Annotated in this window: 20 protein-coding genes; 14 read left to right on the top strand and 6 right to left on the bottom strand. The window is 64.0% G+C overall.

Features of this window, described 5'->3' with window-relative positions; translation table 11 throughout:
• Positions 1 to 134: 134 nt before the first annotated feature.
• Together BKY27_RS11605 and BKY27_RS11610 are read left to right on the top strand one after the other, a co-directional pair.
• Complete coding sequence (locus BKY27_RS11605) at positions 135 to 1,298, top strand: aromatic ring-hydroxylating oxygenase subunit alpha (RefSeq protein WP_071674652.1); 1,164 nt, start codon at positions 135 to 137, stop codon at positions 1,296 to 1,298.
• Positions 1,288 to 1,509 (top strand): hypothetical protein, encoded by a 222-nt coding sequence (locus tag BKY27_RS11610; RefSeq protein ID WP_071674653.1) that lies wholly within the window; start codon positions 1,288 to 1,290, stop codon positions 1,507 to 1,509. Before BKY27_RS11605 ends, BKY27_RS11610 begins: the two co-directional genes overlap by 11 nt.
• Positions 1,510 to 1,607: 98 nt before the next feature.
• Here BKY27_RS11610 and BKY27_RS11615 read toward each other — a convergent pair whose 3' ends face one another.
• Both BKY27_RS11615 and BKY27_RS11620 read right to left on the bottom strand, forming a co-directional pair.
• Complete coding sequence (locus BKY27_RS11615) at positions 1,608 to 1,859, bottom strand: YciI family protein (protein WP_071674654.1); 252 nt, start codon at positions 1,857 to 1,859, stop codon at positions 1,608 to 1,610.
• A 37-nt stretch (positions 1,860 to 1,896) separates the two neighbouring features.
• Positions 1,897 to 2,475 carry a lytic transglycosylase domain-containing protein gene (locus BKY27_RS11620; protein WP_233491823.1) on the bottom strand — a complete coding sequence of 193 codons (579 nt, stop codon included), beginning with the start codon at positions 2,473 to 2,475 and terminating at the stop codon, positions 1,897 to 1,899.
• A 158-nt stretch (positions 2,476 to 2,633) separates the two neighbouring features.
• Between BKY27_RS11620 and ssb the strand changes: the two genes are divergently transcribed.
• The 4 genes from ssb (at position 2,634) to trpE (ending at position 7,900) form a co-directional block, all read left to right on the top strand.
• Positions 2,634 to 3,161, top strand: coding sequence for a single-stranded DNA-binding protein (gene ssb, locus BKY27_RS11625; protein WP_071674655.1), 528 nt, complete (start codon positions 2,634 to 2,636; stop codon positions 3,159 to 3,161).
• 95 nt (positions 3,162 to 3,256) lie between these two features.
• Complete coding sequence (locus BKY27_RS11630; protein WP_071674656.1) at positions 3,257 to 4,444, top strand: aminotransferase; 1,188 nt, start codon at positions 3,257 to 3,259, stop codon at positions 4,442 to 4,444.
• Between the two features lie 81 nt (positions 4,445 to 4,525).
• Positions 4,526 to 6,382 carry a peptidylprolyl isomerase gene (locus tag BKY27_RS11635; protein ID WP_071674657.1) on the top strand — a complete coding sequence of 619 codons (1,857 nt, stop codon included), beginning with the start codon at positions 4,526 to 4,528 and terminating at the stop codon, positions 6,380 to 6,382.
• 6 nt (positions 6,383 to 6,388) lie between these two features.
• Positions 6,389 to 7,900, top strand: a complete 1,512-nt coding sequence (trpE, locus tag BKY27_RS11640) for an anthranilate synthase component I (RefSeq protein ID WP_071674658.1) — start codon at positions 6,389 to 6,391, stop codon at positions 7,898 to 7,900.
• A gap of 35 nt (positions 7,901 to 7,935) precedes the next feature.
• Here the strand turns inward: trpE and BKY27_RS11645 are convergent, their stop codons facing one another.
• A complete protein-coding gene (locus BKY27_RS11645) occupies positions 7,936 to 8,823 on the bottom strand; it encodes a LysR family transcriptional regulator (protein ID WP_199559099.1) in 888 nt (295 codons plus the stop codon).
• An 86-nt stretch (positions 8,824 to 8,909) separates the two neighbouring features.
• Here BKY27_RS11645 and BKY27_RS11650 point away from each other — a divergent pair, with 86 nt between their 5' ends.
• Positions 8,910 to 9,533, top strand: a complete 624-nt coding sequence (locus BKY27_RS11650; RefSeq protein WP_199559100.1) for a class I SAM-dependent methyltransferase — start codon at positions 8,910 to 8,912, stop codon at positions 9,531 to 9,533.
• A gap of 71 nt (positions 9,534 to 9,604) precedes the next feature.
• Entirely contained in the window at positions 9,605 to 10,012 is a 408-nt protein-coding gene (locus BKY27_RS11655; protein WP_071674660.1) for a hypothetical protein, read from the top strand.
• Between the two features lie 107 nt (positions 10,013 to 10,119).
• On the opposite strand, the gene BKY27_RS11660 is transcribed toward BKY27_RS11655, so the two are convergent.
• Both BKY27_RS11660 and BKY27_RS11665 read right to left on the bottom strand, forming a co-directional pair.
• Positions 10,120 to 10,980: a VHL beta domain-containing protein gene (locus BKY27_RS11660; RefSeq protein WP_158514979.1), complete on the bottom strand. Its 861-nt coding sequence runs from the start codon at positions 10,978 to 10,980 to the stop codon at positions 10,120 to 10,122.
• Between the two features lie 102 nt (positions 10,981 to 11,082).
• Complete coding sequence (locus BKY27_RS11665) at positions 11,083 to 11,502, bottom strand: DUF6314 family protein (protein ID WP_071674662.1); 420 nt, start codon at positions 11,500 to 11,502, stop codon at positions 11,083 to 11,085.
• An 82-nt stretch (positions 11,503 to 11,584) separates the two neighbouring features.
• Between BKY27_RS11665 and purB the strand changes: the two genes are divergently transcribed.
• On the top strand, positions 11,585 to 12,892 hold the full coding sequence (gene purB, locus BKY27_RS11670) for an adenylosuccinate lyase (RefSeq protein ID WP_071674663.1): 1,308 nt from the start codon (positions 11,585 to 11,587) through the stop codon (positions 12,890 to 12,892).
• Positions 12,893 to 12,965: 73 nt separating this feature from the next.
• Here the strand turns inward: purB and pcaQ are convergent, their stop codons facing one another.
• Positions 12,966 to 13,895: a pca operon transcription factor PcaQ gene (gene pcaQ, locus BKY27_RS11675; protein ID WP_233491824.1), complete on the bottom strand. Its 930-nt coding sequence runs from the start codon at positions 13,893 to 13,895 to the stop codon at positions 12,966 to 12,968.
• A gap of 114 nt (positions 13,896 to 14,009) precedes the next feature.
• Here pcaQ and pobA point away from each other — a divergent pair, with 114 nt between their 5' ends.
• The 5 genes from pobA to pcaG are packed head-to-tail and all read left to right on the top strand — an operon-like array spanning position 14,010 to position 17,734.
• The gene (gene pobA, locus BKY27_RS11680; protein WP_071674665.1) at positions 14,010 to 15,179 is read left to right on the top strand and encodes a 4-hydroxybenzoate 3-monooxygenase; all 1,170 of its coding nucleotides are present in this window, start codon (positions 14,010 to 14,012) and stop codon (positions 15,177 to 15,179) included.
• Complete coding sequence (gene pcaD / locus BKY27_RS11685; RefSeq protein WP_071674666.1) at positions 15,179 to 15,967, top strand: 3-oxoadipate enol-lactonase; 789 nt, start codon at positions 15,179 to 15,181, stop codon at positions 15,965 to 15,967. Before pobA ends, pcaD begins: the two co-directional genes overlap by 1 nt.
• Positions 15,960 to 16,337 (top strand): 4-carboxymuconolactone decarboxylase, encoded by a 378-nt coding sequence (gene pcaC, locus BKY27_RS11690; RefSeq protein WP_071674667.1) that lies wholly within the window; start codon positions 15,960 to 15,962, stop codon positions 16,335 to 16,337. The genes pcaD and pcaC overlap by 8 nt, the downstream gene beginning before the upstream one ends.
• A 48-nt stretch (positions 16,338 to 16,385) precedes the next feature.
• Positions 16,386 to 17,114 (top strand): protocatechuate 3,4-dioxygenase subunit beta, encoded by a 729-nt coding sequence (pcaH, locus tag BKY27_RS11695; RefSeq protein ID WP_071674668.1) that lies wholly within the window; start codon positions 16,386 to 16,388, stop codon positions 17,112 to 17,114.
• Entirely contained in the window at positions 17,114 to 17,734 is a 621-nt protein-coding gene (pcaG, locus tag BKY27_RS11700; protein ID WP_071674669.1) for a protocatechuate 3,4-dioxygenase subunit alpha, read from the top strand. The genes pcaH and pcaG overlap by 1 nt, the downstream gene beginning before the upstream one ends.
• Positions 17,735 to 17,783 lie beyond the last annotated feature (49 nt).

The raw sequence follows: 17,783 nt of genomic DNA on the forward strand, positions 1-17,783 counted from the left end.
GCCGCCGCCTCTTTGCCCCAAAACCCGACACCCATGTCAATTTCCGTCACGCGCTTGTCGTTGGCGGGCAAGACGCATCGGTCGGCCCCGACTATCAGGGGCTATCAACACAGGGTGAGAGTGGAGGATTGGATATGCCCAGAGATCAGGATCTGAACGCACTGGATGCGGTGCGCGCGCCCATCGCCGTCGCCCGTGGCCTGCCCAATGCGCATTACACCGACCCGGCCACCATCGCCGAAGAAAACGAGGCCGTGCTGCGGCGGACATGGGCGGGGCTTGCCGTGGGCGCCGATATCCCGGAACCGTCAGACTGCAAGCCGATCGAATTCCTCGGCCAACCGCTTCTTTTGGTGCGCGACAAGGACGGCACCTTGCGCGTCTTTGAAAACATCTGCCGCCACCGGGGCATGATCCTGGTCGAAGACGCCCGCAAGATCGAAGGCGCGATCCGCTGCCCGTATCACAGCTGGTGCTACGCAAAGGACGGCCGCCTGGTCTCGACCCCGCATGTGGGCGGACCGGGCCAGAACACACACCCCGACATGGACCGCGCCACGCTCGGCCTTGTCGAGGTGCGCAGCCACGTCTGGCGCGACGTGGTCTTCGTCAACCTCTCGGGCGATGCCGCCCCCTTCGAAGAGATCCACGCCACGCTGCTCAGCCGCTGGAAAGACGTGGAAAAGCCGCTCTTTCACGGGGGATGGGACAGCCAGTTTGCCCTCGACGTGCAGACCAACTGGAAGCTCGCGGTCGAGAATTACTGCGAGAGTTATCACCTGCCATGGGTCCACCCCGGCCTGAACAGCTATTCGCGGCTGGAAGATCACTACCATATCGAAGAGCCGGGCCAGTTCTCGGGTCAGGGCACCTATGTCTATCGCCAACTGGAAGGTCAGGAAGGCGAGAGATTCCCCGATTTCGATGGGTTGCCGAAGTTCTGGGATGCGGGCGGCGAATATGTAGCCGTCTACCCCAATGTTCTGCTCGGCGCGCAGCGCGACCATGCCTTCGCCATCGTGCTGGAGCCGGTCAGCCACACCCAGACCCGCGAACATGTGCATCTCTACTACGCCACAGCCGAAACCGACGCGGCCCTGCGGCAAAAGAATGCGACCCAATGGAAGACCGTCTTCACCGAAGATGTCTTCGTGGTGGAAGGGATGCAAAAGGGCCGCAGCGCGCCGGGCTTCGACGGCGGTCGCTTCTCGCCCGCGATGGATGGCCCGACGCATCTGTTCCACGCTTGGGTGGCAGAAAAGGTGAACGCCTTGCGGAGCGAGCAAGATGCGGGATGATCTGGACAGGCGGCTTCTGGCGGCCCATGCGGCAGACGACCGGTCGGCGCTGATCGCGCTTTATACAGAGGCCGCCGAGATGGCGACCCAGACCGTTGCGCGCAATTTCTTCCTGACCCACGCCTATGTCTTCGCCCTCGAGGCTGGCGTGGCCGTGGCGGCAGACTTGCGGGCGCGGCTGGTGGCGTTCGGGGCCGAAGCGGCAGAGTGAGACCTCAGGCCCCCATGGTCCAGGGCGGTCGCACGGCGGAGCCATCGACCCGGACCTCGCCGGCCTCGTTGTCCAGCATCACCGGGTTGTCAAAAATCTCAAGGCTGGGGCGCACCCCCAAAGCGCCCCTCCATCCAGTCGGCCCACCCGTCATTGAACCATGCCTCGGCGGCCTCGCGGCTGTCGAATTCATAGACCCCGCCGCCACCCGTATCGCCGTTTAGGAAATACTTGCGCCGCAAGCCCTTGACCGCGTGAAAGATCTCGGTGTCCTGCAAGGAACGGGCCGCGACCTGATCGTGCGGACGTTTCGGGCCGTCGATCGGGATTCTGACAATTGCGATTATCATGGGGGCCTCCCTTGGTTCCGGCCCGTGTCTGCCGGTGTCACACGCCCAGAATGGCGCGCACGTAGTCTTGGGTTTCGGCAAAAGGCGGAATGCCGTCATGGGCCACCACCGCCTCGGGCCCCGCGTTGTAGGCCGCAAGCGCCAGCCGCCACGAGCCGAAGCGGCGGTATTGCTGCGCCAGATAGCGCGCGCCACCGTCGAGGTTCTGGGTCTCATTCAACGGATCGACGCCGAGCCGCGCGGCGGTGTCGGGCATCAACTGCGCCAGTCCAAGCGCACCGCGCACCGATTCCGCACGCGGATCCCAGCCGCTTTCCTGTGTGACCAGCCGCAGAAACAGGTCTTCTGGCACACCGTGGCGCCGGGCGGCTTCGCGTGCCACTTGCAGCCAAGGGCCGTCATAGCCGCCCCGATAGGAGGGAATGGACTCGGCCTGATCGGCATCCGGGCGCAGACGGTCCGAGAATTCATATTGCGTGGCCGCGCGGGAATCGAGCAGGTCGAGCTGGTTCTGAAAGCGGCTCAGCCGGTCCGAGGACACGCCCTGCGCCGCCGCCAGCCCGGACGACAGCACCGCCCCGACCAGAAGCCCGGCAAAGAAACGCGCTGCCATCATTGCAGTCCCCCCGTCATCAACCGCCCGAAAATATACGCAAAACCCGCAGGATGAAAAGATATGCACGGAAAATCAGGCAAAGCTTCGCGCATTCGGCTTTTCTTAACCAACATGCGATGGTCTAAGGTGCGTCTGAATCGAACGAACGGGGAGAGAACATGGCAGGCTCGGTCAACAAGGTCATTCTGGTAGGTAATCTGGGCCGCGACCCCGAAGTGCGGTCCTTCCAGAATGGCGGCAAGGTGTGCAACCTGCGCATCGCCACGTCTGAAAACTGGAAAGATCGCAACACCGGCGAGCGGCGCGAACGGACGGAATGGCATTCGGTCGCCATCTTCTCGGAACCGCTGGCGCGCATCGCCGAGCAATATCTGCGCAAGGGCTCCAAGGTCTATATCGAGGGCCAGCTGGAAACCCGCAAATGGCAGGACCAGAGCGGGCAAGACCGGTATTCGACCGAGGTCGTGCTGCGCCCCTATCGCGGCGAACTGACCTTGCTGGATTCGCGCAGTGACAGCGGCGGTGGCGGCGGTTACGGCGGCGGATCGGGCAGCGGCGGTGGCGGCGGCGGTTACCCAGATGACCGCGACGGCGGCTTTGGCGGCAGCAGCGGCGGTGGCGGCAATCAGGGCGGCGGCTTCGGCGGCGGACGCTCGAACGACATGGATGACGAGATTCCGTTCTAAGCGGCGTCATCAAGCCTGCGGGGGCTTTCTTCGGCAGAAAGCCCCGGCGGGGACGTTTTGAAACCCCTAGCCGGACGCCCTGTCGGAGGCCCCAGATGCATGTGCTGAACCCCAGATTCGCCGCCACCTTTCCGCCCCCGGTGATGGAGGCGCGGCGCTGGATCGAGGGGGTCACCTTTGCCGACGACCGGCCACTGATCAACCTGAGCCAGGCGGCGCCGGTCGATCCGCCCCCCGAACCACTGCGTCAGGCCATGGCCAACGCGCTGCTGACCCGGCCCGAAAGCCACCTTTACGGTCCGGTTCTGGGCCTGCCGGAATTGCGCGCCGAACTGGCCAGCCAGACCGGCGGCCATTACGGCGGCGGCGTGCGGGCCGATCAGGTGGCAATCACCTCGGGCTGCAATCAGGCCTTTTGCGCGGTGACGGCAACGCTGGCGCAGGCGGGCGATGCGGTGATCCTGCCGACACCCTATTACTTCAACCACAAGATGTGGCTCGACATGAACGGGATCGAGGCAAAAACGCTCTCGACCGGAGAAAGCCTGATCCCCGACCCACAGGCCGCCGAGGCGCTGATCTGCGACCGCACCCGCGCCATCGTTCTGATTTCGCCAAACAATCCCGGCGGCGTGGAATACCCGGCAGATGTGCTGGCGGCCTTCCGCGACCTCTGTCGCCGCCGCCAGATCGCCCTGATTGTAGACGAGACTTACCGCGATTTCGACAGCCGAGAGGGCGCGCCGCACGACCTCTTTGCCGATCCCGACTGGGACGATACCCTGATCCATCTCTATTCCTTCTCCAAGTCCTACCGGCTGACCGGGCATCGCGTGGGGGCCATCGTGGCCGCGCCCTCCCGGCTGTTCGAGGTCGAGAAATTCCTCGACTCCGTCGCCATTTGCCCCAGCCAGATCGGCCAGATCGGGGCCCTCTGGGGGATGCGGAACCTGTCTGACTGGCTGGCCGGTGAACGGCTGGAAATCCTCGCGCGCCGTGCGGCGATGGAAAGCGCCTTCCAGCGGCTGTCCGGGTGGGAACTGCTCGGTTGCGGCGCCTATTTCGCCTATGTGCGCCATCCGTTCGACATGCGCTCGGATGACGTGGCCCGGCGCATGGTGGGCGACGCGGGCCTGTTGACCCTGCCCGGCACCATGTTCGGCCCGCTGCGCGACGAGGGCGGAGACGGGCTGGCCGAAGGGTCGCTGCGGTTGGCCTTTGCCAACGCCGATGCACAAGGATTGGCCGAGGTCGGGCGCCGTCTTGCCGCGCTTTCCTTCTGAGGGCCTTGCTCCCTTTGCAGCTTGCCAATAAACCTGCGCTGCAGGTCCCGAACCGCGGGCCAAACCAGGGAGAGTGCAGGCATGGCCGAACGCAAGAAGAAAAAAGCCTCCGACTTTATCGTGTGGGGGCTGTTGCTGCTTCTCGTGGCGGGGCTTGGCGGCTTTGGCATCGGCAATTTCGGCGGCAGCGCCACCGAGGTCGGGCGCGTCGGCACCAGTGCGATCACGGCCAATGAATATTCCCGCGCTATCCAGTCTGAACTGCGCGCACAGTCGGCCCAAGGCGGCCCCTACCAAACCTTGTCGGCCCTGCGGGCCGCCGGTATCGACCGGGCCATCCTCGACGGGCTGGTCGCGCGGGCCGCACTCGCCCACGAGGCGGGACGCATGGGCCTGTCAGTGGGCGACGACGAGGTTGCCAGCCAGATTCGCAGCAACCAGAGCTTTCAGGGCCCGACCGGCGCATTCGACCGCGACACCTACGAATATGCGCTGAGCCAAGCGGGTTACACCACCGACCAGTTCGAGGAAACGATCCGCGAAGACGTGTCGCGGCAAATTCTTCAGGATGCGATTGTGGGCGGGCTGACCATGCCCGGCACCTTCGCGCAGGCCATGGTCGCGTTCCAAACCGAAACCCGTGATTTCACCATCGCCCGCGTGACCGAAGCCAACCTCTCTGCCGGGTTGACCGCCCCGACCGAGGGCGACCTGCAAACCTATTACGACGAGAACACCCAACGGTTCGAGCGCCCCGAGACCCGTCGCATCACCTATGCCTGGATCACGCCCGACATGATCCAGGACGATATGCAGATCAGCGACGAAGACCTGCGCGCCCTGTATCAGGAGCGTATCAGCGACTACGTGCAACCGGAACGCCGCCTGTTGGAGCGTCTGGTATTCCCGACGCAGGAAGAAGCCGATGCCGCGCGGGCCGCGCTGGATGCCGGGGAAGCCGACTATGATGCGCTGATCGCCGATCGCGGGCTGACCATCGACGATGTGGATATGGGCGAGGTTTCGGCCCGCGACCTGTCAGACGCTGCGGCAGAATTGATCTTCTCCGACACCGAGAGCGAAATTCTGGGCCCGGTGGAAAGCCGTTTCGGCCCGGCCCTGTTCCGGATCAACGCCGTTCTGGACGCGACCGAGGTGCCGTTCGAAGAGGCGCAGGCCGACCTGCGGACCGAACTGGCCGAAGACGCCGCCCGCCGCGCCATTGATGCCGAGCTTGAAACCTTCGACGACCTACTGGCCAGCGGGGCCACGCTGGAAGAACTGGCGCAGGAAACCGACATGCAGCTTGGCACCATAGACTGGACCGACGGCTCGGATCAGGGCATTGCCGCCTATGCCGCCTTTGGCGAGGCTGCCGCCGCTGCACAGGTCGGCGATTTCCCCGAACTGACCAGCCTGTCCGACGGCGGGGAATTCGCGCTGCGCCTGGACGAGGTGGTTGCGCCGACCGTGCCGCCGCTGGCCGACATCACCGACGAGGTGACACAGGCCTGGCGCGGGTCCGAACTGCGCCGCCGTCTGGAAGAGCGCGCCAACACGATCGTGGGCAATCTGGCCCTCTCCGGCGCGTTGGACGACCAAAACCTGACCCTTGCCACCGAGACCCAGATCCGCCGGCAGGATTTCGTGCCGGACACGCCCCCGACCCTCGTCGCTCAGGTGTTCCAACTGAATGCGCCCGGCGACCTCGTGGTGATCCCCGGCGCACGGGCTGCGTTTATCGTGCGGCTGGATGCGATCACCCCCGGCGCGCGCGACGATGCCGGCGTGATTGCGATGCAAAGCGTCTTTGACCGGCAGATTTCCAACGCCATCGCGGGCGACCTGTTCCAGGCCTATGGTCAGGCGTTGGAGGCCGATATCGGCATCTCGCTGGACTCCAATGTCATCAACGCGGTCAACGCGCAGTTTCCCTGAGGCACAATGGCACTGACACCCTCCTTCGAGGCGTTCGAAAAAGACTGGTCACAAGGCCACAACCAACTGGTCTATACCCGGCTGGCTGCTGACCTCGACACGCCTGTGTCGGTGATGATGAAGCTGTCGGATGCCGGGCGCGATTCCTTCATCCTCGAATCCGTCACCGGCGGCGAGGTGCGCGGGCGCTACTCGATCATCGGGATGAAGCCCGACCTGATCTGGGAATGCCGGGGGGACGAGAGCCGCCTGAACCGCGCCGCCCGCTATGACCGCGACGCGTTCGAGCCGTGTGGCGTGCCGCCCCTGCAGGCGATCCGCGACCTGCTGGCCGAAAGCGCCATAGACATGCCCGCCGACCTGCCCGCCGCTGCGGCCGGTCTGTTTGGTTATCTCGGCTACGACATGATCCGGCTGGTCGAGCATCTGCCCGACGTGAACCCCGATCCGCTCGGCCTGCCCGACGCGGTGCTGATCCGCCCCTCGGTCATTGCCGTGCTCGATGGCGTAAAGGGCGAGGTCACGGTGGTTTCCCCGGCTTGGGTCGAGTCCGGCCTCTCGGCCCGCGCGGCCTATGCGCAGGCAGCGGAACGGGTGATGGACGCCGTGCGCGATCTGGAACGCGCGCCGACCACGGCAGCCCGCGAAATGGGCGAAGCGCATGAGGTGGCCGAGCCGGTGTCGAACTTTGCCAAGTCCGACTACCTGGCCGCCGTCGAGACCGCCAAGAATTACATCCGCGCGGGCGACATCTTTCAGGTCGTGCCGTCACAACGCTGGACACAGGATTTCCGCGAACCGCCCTTCGCGCTTTACCGGGCCTTGCGCCGCACCAACCCCTCGCCCTTCATGTTCTTCTTCAACTTCGGCGGCTTCCAGGTGATCGGGGCAAGCCCCGAGATCCTCGTGCGGGTATTCGGTGGCGAAGTCACCATCCGTCCGATCGCAGGCACCAGGCCAAGGGGCGCCACGCCGGAAGAGGACAAGGCGCTGGAACAGGATCTCCTGTCGGACCAGAAGGAACTGGCCGAGCACCTGATGCTCTTGGATCTGGGTCGCAACGATACTGGCAAGGTCTCCAGGATCGGCACGGTGCGCCCGACCGAGGAATTCGTGATCGAGCGCTATTCCCACGTCATGCATATCGTGTCGAACGTGGTGGGCGAGCTGTCTGACAATCACGATGCGCTGTCCGCCCTGCTGGCGGGCCTGCCTGCGGGCACGGTCAGCGGGGCGCCCAAGGTGCGGGCGATGGAAATCATCGACGAGTTGGAGCCGGAAAAGCGTGGCGTCTACGGCGGCGGCGTGGGCTATTTCAGCGCCGGTGGCGACATGGATATGTGCATCGCGCTGCGCACCGCCGTGTTGAAGGACGAAAAGCTTTATATCCAGGCCGGTGGCGGCGTGGTTTACGACAGCGACCCCGAGGCCGAGTTTCAGGAAACGGTGAACAAGTCGCGCGCCATCCGCAAGGCGGCCGAGGAAGCAAGCCTGTTTTCGGGGCGCGGAAATAGCTGAGGCATCGTGCCCCGGCCACCGAGTTGGGGAGGCCCCTACCCCAATGCCTCGGCCAGCAGGTCGAACACCAACCGGATGCGCTTGCTGGTGTGCACCTCGCGATGCGTGGTCAGCCAGAGCGGCACCGGGATCGGCGTGAACTCTGGCAGCACCCGCTGCATTCCCGGCGTGCGCTCGGCGATATCGGCCCCCATCACCCCGATCCCCAGCCCGCGCCGCACCATTTCCCAAGTCACCACGGTATTTTCGCAGAAAAGCCGGAAATGCCGCCGCTCGATCATGAGCCCGTGACGATGCAGGTATTCCATCATCTGCTCGGAATTGCTGTCGGGGCCGATGAAGACATGGTGGCCCAGATCCGTCAGGCTGCGCGGCGTGCCGAAGCGGCGCAGGTAATCCGGCGCAGCGTAAAGATGGGCCTCGCTCTTGCGCACCAGCCGCGCGATCAGATCGGGCTCGGTCGGGCGCACATGGCGCAGGGCGATATCCGCCTCGCGCCGCCGCAGGTCGCTCAGCCGGTTCGAGGCGATGATTTCCACCTCGATGGCCGGGGCCACCTGTTGCAACCGGGCCAACACGTCAGGCAGCACGTAGGTGGCATAGCCGTCGCCCGCCGAAATCCGCACTTGCCCCTCGATCGACTGGCTTTGGCCCGTGGCGATCAGCGAAATCCGCGACGCCGCCTCGCCCATGTCTTTCACGTGATCGACCAGTTCCAGCCCGGCCTGCGTCAGCACCAGCCCCTTGCCGACCCTTTCGAACAAGGTCACACCAAGCGCCTCTTCCAACCCCGCCACCTGGCGCCCGAGCGTGGGTTGCGTCAGGCCGAGGGCACGGGCGGCGGCGGACAGGTTGCCTTCTTCCACCGTAGCCAAAAAGGCCCGAACTTGGTTCCAATCATAAGTTATGCTGCGCCAATCCATGCATATTTGCATATCATGAATTGGTATTTCGGCAATTTCTTTTGATCGCCCCCGGCGCTATCCCCAGTGTCAAAGGAGATGCCGCCATGATCACTGCCCCTGCATTCTGGGACAAGGTTGCCACGAAATACGCCGCCAGCCCCATCAAGGACGAAACCGCCTACGAGGCAACGCTCGACCGGGTGCGCAGCCATCTGCGCAGCGGTGACCGCGCGCTGGAACTGGGCTGCGGCACCGGCACCACGGCGCTGAAACTGGCGCCCTCGGTCGCGTATTACGTGGCCAGCGACATCTCTGGCGCGATGTTGGACATCGCCCGCGACAAAGCGTGGGACGCAGGCGCACGCACCCTGTCATTCCACCAAGGCGCCCCCGGCGAGGGTGATTTGCCCGAGGGACCGTTCGACGTTGTGCTGGCCTTCAACCTGTTGCACCTGCTGCCCAACCTGCCCGCCGCGTTGCGAGACATCGCGTCGCGCCTGCCGTCCGGGGGGCTCTTCCTGTCCAAGACGCCCTGCCTCAGCGGAGCAATGGGGCTGCTGCGGCCCGTGATCGGGGTCATGCAGCTCTTGGGCAAGGCCCCGGAGGTCAAGTTCTTCTCGCCCGCCGCGCTGGAACGCCAGATCGAAGCGGCGGGGTTCGAAATCATCGAGGCCGCACAGGTGCACAAATCGAACAACAGACCGTTTCTGGCCGCCCGCAAGCTGTGAGAAGCTTTGACAGCCCTGCCGCCGGTTTTTAAGTTGCCTCAGATTGGCCAACCGGCGAGGCAGCGGCATCCATGGCAGAGTTACCAGAGTATTATTTCCGGGTCCGCGATAACGGTGCCGTGATGTTCCGGGTCGACACCCAGAACCGGCAGCGCCGGATCGAGATGACCGAACTCGCGGTCATCAACATCAAGAACGGCAAGGTCAAGGCGCATGGCGACCACAAGCTGAGCGATGCCGAGAAATCCGCGATCCTGACATGGATGAAAGAACGCGAGGCCCTGCTGGCGCGCCGCGATATCGACGACATTCACCGCGCGGTCGATCACCTCAACCTCACCACCCAATGGGCACAGAGCCGCGCCTCGGACGAGGATCTGGAGGACGTGACCGACCGGCTGCTGATGGCGATGCACGATCTGCGCAGCGTCCTGGTCCGCAAGAAGGCGGACCGGTTGATGAAGGCGGACAAGCGGTAAAGCATGTCGCGCAAAAGTGGCAACCGGTTTTGCGCTCCCCGGACATGCGGCATCAATCGGTCGGAGTGGGGGGCGTGATGGCGAATGAACGTCACACGCTCTTGACCCTATTTCGCTGGGTTGGGCAACGGGGCAGGCGCGTTGGGAACCGTAATCTGAAAGCTCGCTTCACCCGCCACCGGGGCCATGACCTCGGTGCAATTTCCCCGGCCATCGGTGATCATGAACGGGTGGGTCAGGTAGGTGTCGATGGTGATCGACTCGCCGGGAGAAAGCCCGCCCATGTCGAGAAACCCGCCATCATAGTCGATCCAGACGATACCGCGCACGCCATCGGCCTGATTGGTGAAGGTCACGCGCTGCGGCGTCACGCCTTCCAGCGACCGCAATTCCCCGATCCGGTCGCAGGACAGATCTAGCGCCGGAGCGCCGGGCGCGGGCATCGTCGGCTCAGGGGGCGGGGCAACGGCAGAGGTCATCGCCGAACAGGCGGCGAGGAAACCGGCCAGATGCTCTTGAAAGCCATCGGTCGACAGCGACAGGGGCGTGCCCTCGTCAAGGTGGTAGTTCACCGATTGCTGGTTGGTCATCAGGTTGAACAACGGGTCATCAAAGCCAAGACGGACGGCCACGCCCGTGATCCCCACGTCGGCGTTCACCCCGGTTATTTCCCCCGGCATCGACACCGGCGCCATGCCGATTCCCGAAACGGTCAACGTCACCGGGGTGCCGTTGGCATTCGCGCCGGTATCAGCCCAGATCTGCGCTTGGACGACGGGGGTTGCCCCCTCGGCGACACAGCGCCCGAAGAATTGGACATTGTCGGTTTCCGGCACCCCATAGACCAACGTCACGTTGGAGGCGTCGAAGTTCACATGGTGACCCCATGAAAAGGCGCCCTGTGCGTGGGCGAGTGCAGGCGACAGGACAAACAGGGCGGCGGCAAGGCCGGGAAGGGAACGGGACATGAAACGATTCTCATCAAGGGACATAAACACGGATGCGACCATGCTAGGGGGCGGTGCTCGCCTCAAAAAGTTTAAAATGGACACGTTCAAGGCCAATCCAACCTACCTCTTGGTGACGGGGCGATAGCGACTGACCATCCGATACTCCTTGCGCGGGCCGGTGACATCCCATGTCGCGGTCCAGTTTGGCCAATCGTCAAAGCGGTAGGCGACCCGGTAATCATCTGGCGGGCAATCGTGATGCGCCGCGGGCGCGTCTGCCGAGAACCAGTGGAACGGACGGCCATCTTCGAAATAGACGGCAACCCCCCCGGCCTCTGATCGCCAGAGATACCGTCGCGCGGCCCGCATCGGCGCGCCTTCTCCATAGCGCAACTCACCGGTCTCGGTCAGGATCAGCCCGCCCTGCCCCGGTCGCCAACACGCCTGCCCCGTCAGATGCCCGGTCACGCCCGCGCGTGAATCCTCGATCACCCGGTCAAGCCGCCAGTCGCCTTCGAAATCGGCCAGGTCCAGCGCCATGCTGCGACACCCCTCGTCTTGTGGTCCGCCTGTCTAGCCCTTATGACGACGCCAATTCCACCAGACAAGCAAGGCTGCCCGCATGATCCCCCGCTATTCCCGCCCCGAGATGGTCGCCATCTGGGAGCCCGCCACCAAGTTCCGCATCTGGTACGAGATCGAGGCCCATGCCTGCGACGCGATGGCAGAGCTTGGCGTGATCCCCAAGGAAAATGCCGACGCCGTGTGGAAGGCCAAGGACGTGGAATTCGACGTGGCCCGCATCGACGAGATCGAGGCGGTTACCAAGCATGACGTGATCGCCTTCCTCACCCACCTGGCCGAACATGTGGGCAGCGACGAGGCGCGTTTCGTGCATCAGGGCATGACCAGTTCCGACGTGCTCGACACCTGCCTGAACGTGCAGCTTGTGCGCGCCGCCGATATCCTGCTGGCCGACCTCGACAAGGTGCTGGCAGCGCTGAAGAAACGCGCGATGGAACACAAGATGACCGTGCGCGTGGGCCGCAGCCACGGGATTCATGCCGAACCGACCACGATGGGCCTGACCTTCGCCCGCTTTTACGCCGAGATGGACCGCAACAAGGCCCGCCTGCAAGCGGCGCGCGCAGAGGTGGCCACCGGCGCGATTTCCGGCGCTGTCGGCACTTTCGCCAATATCGACCCGGCGGTCGAAGAGCATGTGTGCAAGATGCTGGGCCTGACACCAGAGCCGATCAGCACCCAGGTCATCCCGCGCGACCGACATGCGATGTTCTTTGCCACGCTCGGTGTTATCGCCTCGTCGATTGAAAACGTCGCCGTCGAAATCCGCCATATGCAGCGCACGGAAGTGTTGGAAGGGGCCGAGTTCTTCTCGATGGGCCAAAAGGGCTCGTCCGCCATGCCGCACAAGAAGAACCCGGTGCTGACCGAGAACCTGACCGGCCTCGCCCGGCTGGTGCGCATGACGGTGATCCCGGCGATGGAGAACGTGGCACTGTGGCACGAACGCGATATCTCGCATTCCTCGGTCGAGCGCGGCATCGGGCCGGATGCGACCGTGACGCTGGATTTCGCGCTGAACAGATTGGCGGGCGTGATCGACAAGATGCTGATCTTCCCCGAAAACATGCTGGACAACATGAACAAGTTTCCAGGCCTCGTGATGAGCCAGCGGGTGCTGCTGGCCCTGACCCAAGCCGGCGTCAGCCGCGAAGACGCCTATGCCATGGTGCAACGGAACGCGCTGAAGGTCTGGGAAGACCGTGTCGATTTCCGCGAGCAGTTGCTGGCGGATGAGGATGTGGTCAAGGCGCTCGGCGTCGAGCAGATCAACGAAAATTTCGACATGGACTATCACACCAAGCATGTCGATACCATCTTCCGGCGCGTCTTCGGCGACACCTGACCGGCCTTGGGGCGGCAGGGATCAGCCCCCCGCCGCCACACCATTTTCAGAGCGGACCCCGGTCCGGCGCAGCTCAGCCAGCGGTGTCCAGCCCCATGCTGGCGATGGTCTTGGTCAGGGCAGACAGGAACAGGCCCTCTTCCGCGCTCGGCTCGGCGTCTTCGCGGCGCAAAAGGCCGACGGGGCCACGGGTCAGGCTGGTGTCGAAGGGTAGTCGCGCAAGGCGACCCTCGGCCAGTTCGTTCCAGACCACCCCGCGCGAGATGATCCAGATCGCATCGCTTTCGCGGGTATAGACACGGCCGAACGCGCCCGAAACGGTTTCGACCGCGATATTGGGCCGCCCCACCCCGTGCCCGATCAGGAAGCGTTCAACCAAGGGCCGGATCGCGGCGGCGGCGGGGGGATAGATCACCGGCCAATTGGCGATATCCTCGATCTTCGGGCCTGCCGACAGCAGCGGGTGATTGGGGCGAACGACGAAGTCCACTTCTTCCTGATAGAGTTGCGTGAATGAAAGGTTCTGCATCAGCGCCGGCTCTCCAAGCCGCCCCAGCACCATGCCCACGGCCCCATCGCGCAACAGGTTGACAAGATGGGCCACCGGGCCATCGACGATACGCAGGGTGGCGCTTGGCAAGAGCCGCTCGAATTCCACAACCGCACGCGGCAGCAACCCGGCCGCGACCGACGGCAGCGCGGCCAGCGCAACCTCGGCCCGTTTGCCGGTGGCGTCGAGCTGCGCAATGCCATCCAGCCCGTGATCGAGGGCCGACAAACTCATCTGCGCGAAATGGGCAAAGACCTCGCCCGCGTCGGTCAGGCTTGTGCCCGCGCGGGTACGGATCAACAGGGTCTTGCCAAGGATCTCTTCCAACTCCTTCAGGGTCTTGGACATGGCCGGTTGGGTCAGGTTCAGACGGTCGGCGGCGGCCTTGAGGCTGCGTTGGCGCACAGCCTCGGTAAAGCATTGGATATGGCGCAGCTTGATACGGCGGCGCATGTTATGGTTATTCGTTTGGTTAATCATGACGGCCAATATATCAATATTTCCACCTAAAGAGTTATGCTAAATCTGGCGCAAGAGGTCTAGTCTTTCGGTTCGGGGAGGAACGTAATGCGCTCGCAAGTCGTGATTATCGGGGGTGGCCCATCGGGGCTGTTGCTGGGGCAGTTGCTGCACCGCAAGGGCATTGACGCCGTGGTGTTGGAACGCAAAACGCGCGACTATGTGCTGGGACGCATCCGGGCGGGGATTCTGGAAACCGGCTTCGTCAACCTCATGCGCGAGGCGGGGGTATCCGACAGGCTGGACAAGGAATGTTTCATCCATGACGGCACGCTGATTGCCGACGGCGAAGACATGTTCCACATCAATTTCAAAGAGTTGATCGGGGACTCCGTGGTGCTCTACGGGCAGACGGAAGTGACCCGCGACCTCTATGATGCGCGCGAGGCCGCGGGGGCCGAGACCTACTTCAATGTCGAGGACGTGGTTATCAACGATGCCGATAGCGACGCGCCGTTCGTGACCTTCACCGTCGGCGGCGAAACCAAGCGCATCGACTGCGATTATGTTGCGGGCTGCGACGGGTTCCACGGGGTCAGCCGCCAGACCATTCCCCTGAGCGTGCGCAAGGAATACGAAAAGGTCTACCCGTTCGGCTGGCTCGGCATCCTGTCGGAAACGCCCCCCGTGAATGAAGAGCTGATCTATTCCAATTCCGAGCGCGGCTTTGCGCTGTGTTCGATGCGCAACGCCAATCTCAGCCGCTATTACATCCAGTGTTCGCTGTCCGACCATGCCGAGGACTGGACCGACGCCGCCTTTTGGGAGGAACTCAAGCGCCGCATTCCGCAAGAGGCCGCCGACGCGCTGGTGACCGGGCCGTCGATCGAGAAGAGCATCGCCCCCCTGCGCAGTTTCGTGACCGAGCCGATGCGGTGGGGCCGCCTGTTCCTGTGCGGCGACGCCGCCCATATCGTGCCGCCCACGGGGGCCAAGGGGTTGAACACCGCCGCGTCAGACATCCACTACCTCTACAACGCGCTTGTGCAGGTGTATGAAGAGAAGGACGCCGAAGGCATCGACCGCTATTCGGAAAAGGCCCTGGCCCGAATCTGGAAGGCCGAGCGCTTCAGTTGGTGGATGACGACGTTGCTGCACCGCTTCCCCGAGATGAACGCCTTTGATCTGCGGATGCAGCAAGCCGACATCGCCTTTCTGCGGGAAAACCGGGATGCACAAAAGGTCATGGCGACCAACTATGTCGGGCTGCCCTACTGATGCGGGTGGTCGAGGCAAATGGCGTCAAGCTGACTTGGCAGGAAGATGGCGATCCGGCGGGCACGCCCGTGGTCTTCGCCAACTCGCTCGGCACCGATCTGCGGCTGTGGGATCAACTGGTGCCGCTGCTGCCCGAGGGGCTGCGGGTGATCCGGTTCGACAAGCGCGGGCATGGGCTGTCGGACTGTCCCCGTGCACCCTATTCCATGGATGACCTGGTGAGCGATGCCGAGGCGCTGCTGGATACGCTCGATGTCACGGACTGCATCTTCGTGGGCCTCTCTATCGGCGGGATGATCGGGCAAGGGCTGGCCGCGCGCCGCCCTGACCTGATCCGCGCACTGGTGCTGTCGAATACGGCGGCCAAGATGGGCGAGGCCGAGATTTGGCAGACCCGGATCGACGCGATCCGCGCGGGCGGGATCGACGCGATGGCCGACGCGGTTATGGAGCGCTGGTTTTCGCCCGCCTTTCGTGCGCGTCCCGAACTGTCGGCGTGGCGCAACATGCTGACGCGCACCCCGGTCGAGGGCTATCTGGGCTGCTGCGCGGCGATTGCTGGCTGTGACCTGAGTGCGACCACCCGCGAATTGACCCTGCCGACGCTGGCCATCGCGGGCAGCCACGATGGCGCCAGCCCACCCGATCTGGTGCGAGGCACGGCAGAGTTGATCGCTGGCAGCCGCTTTGCCGTGATCGACGGGGCGGGCCACCTGCCCTGCGTGGAAGACCCGGTCGCCTATGCCGCGCTGCTCACCGATTTTCTGAAGGAAACCACCCATGTCTGACCGCTTTGACAAAGGCATGAGCGTGCGCCGCAAGATCCTGGGTGACGCCCACGTGGACCGGGCCGAGGCAACCAAGACCGACTTTGACGAGCCGTTCCAGACCCTGATTACCGAGGGGGCGTGGGGCACGGTCTGGGCCTCTGACGGGATCAGCGATCGGGAACGTTCGATGATCACGCTGGCGCTGCTGGCGGCCACGGGAAATTTCGAGGAAATCCCGATGCATATCCGCGCCACCGCGCGCACCGGGGCCAGCAAACAGGACGTGTTGGAGGCGTTTCAGCATGTCGCCATCTATGCTGGCGTGCCGCGCGCCAACCACGCGCTGAAGCTGGCCAAGCAGACCTATGCCGAAATGGAACAGAAATAATCCGGGAAACGCGCAAGAAATCCCAGAGCCAAGGAGGAGACCGCCGTCATGACAAGCCCCGGCGAATTTTACCAGCGGGACCGGATGTGGCATCCGCCCGCCTACGACAAGGATTACAAGACCAGCGTGTCGCGCTCGCCGCAATATTCGCTGATCTCGTTGCAGAACTCGATCTCGGAAGTCACCGGGCCGGTCTTCGGGCACAACGATGTCGATCCGCTCGATAAAGACCTGATCTTCAACTACGCCAAGTCCGGCGAGAGCGCGATCGGTGAGCGGATCATCTTGCATGGCCGCGTGCTGGATGAAAACGCGCGGCCCGTGCCGAACACGCTGGTGGAAATTTGGCAGGCCAATGCGGGGGGGCGGTATCGCCACAAGAAGGACACCTACCTCGCGCCGATCGACCCGAATTTCGGCGGCTGTGGCCGGACGATCACCGACGAGAACGGCTATTACTATTTCCGCACCGTAAAGCCGGGCGCCTATCCGTGGCGCAACTGGGTCAATGACTGGCGGCCCGCGCATATCCATGTGTCGGTTTTCGGCCACGCCTGGACGCAGCGCCTGATCACGCAGATATATTTCGAGGGCGATCCGCTGATCGAAACCTGTCCGATCGTCAACACGATCCGCGACAAGGCCGCCATCGGGCAACTGATCGCGGCGCTCGACCGCAACGCGACGATCCCGCTCGATTCCATCGCCTACAAGTTCGACATTGTTCTGCGAGGGCGCCGCTCGACCCTGTTTGAAAACCGGCTGGAGGGGAACTGATGACCCAAACACTTGATTATCTGAAGGAAACCGCCTCGCAAACAGCCGGCCCCTACGTCCATATCGGCCTTGCTCCCGGTGCGGCGGGGTTCGACATCTACCGCGAAGAGCTTGGCTGGGACATCGCCGGCCCCAATGCCAAGGGCGAGCGCATCCGTGTCGAGGGCCTTGTCATCGACGGCACCGGCAGCCCGGTGAAGGACGTGCTGCTGGAAGCGTGGCAGGCGAATGCGGACGGCAACCATGCGCATCCCGAGGGCGGCGGCGACGTCGAAGACGGGTTTCGCGGCTGGGGCCGCGTGATCACCGATTTCGCCACCGGCGAATGGGGGTTCGACACCGTGAAGCCGGGACGTTGCCCAGGCCGGAATGTCGGGATGCAGGCGCCGCATATCAACCTGTGGATCGTCGCGCGCGGCATCAATGTCGGGCTGAACACGCGGCTCTATTTCGAGGATGAGCCAGAGGCCAATGCCGCCGATCCGGTGCTCGGCCTCATCGAATGGGAACGCCGCCGCGCGACCCTGATCGCCAAGCGGACCGAACGCGATGGTCAAATTGTCTATCGCTTCGACATCCGGTTACAAGGCGACGGCGAGACGGTTTTCTTCGACATCTGAGACCCGGCCCCCCGGCGGCGTGCCCGCCGGGGGCCTTATTTTCAAGGAC

Source organism: Nioella nitratireducens (assembly GCF_001879715.1).
GTDB lineage: Bacteria > Pseudomonadota > Alphaproteobacteria > Rhodobacterales > Rhodobacteraceae > Nioella > Nioella nitratireducens.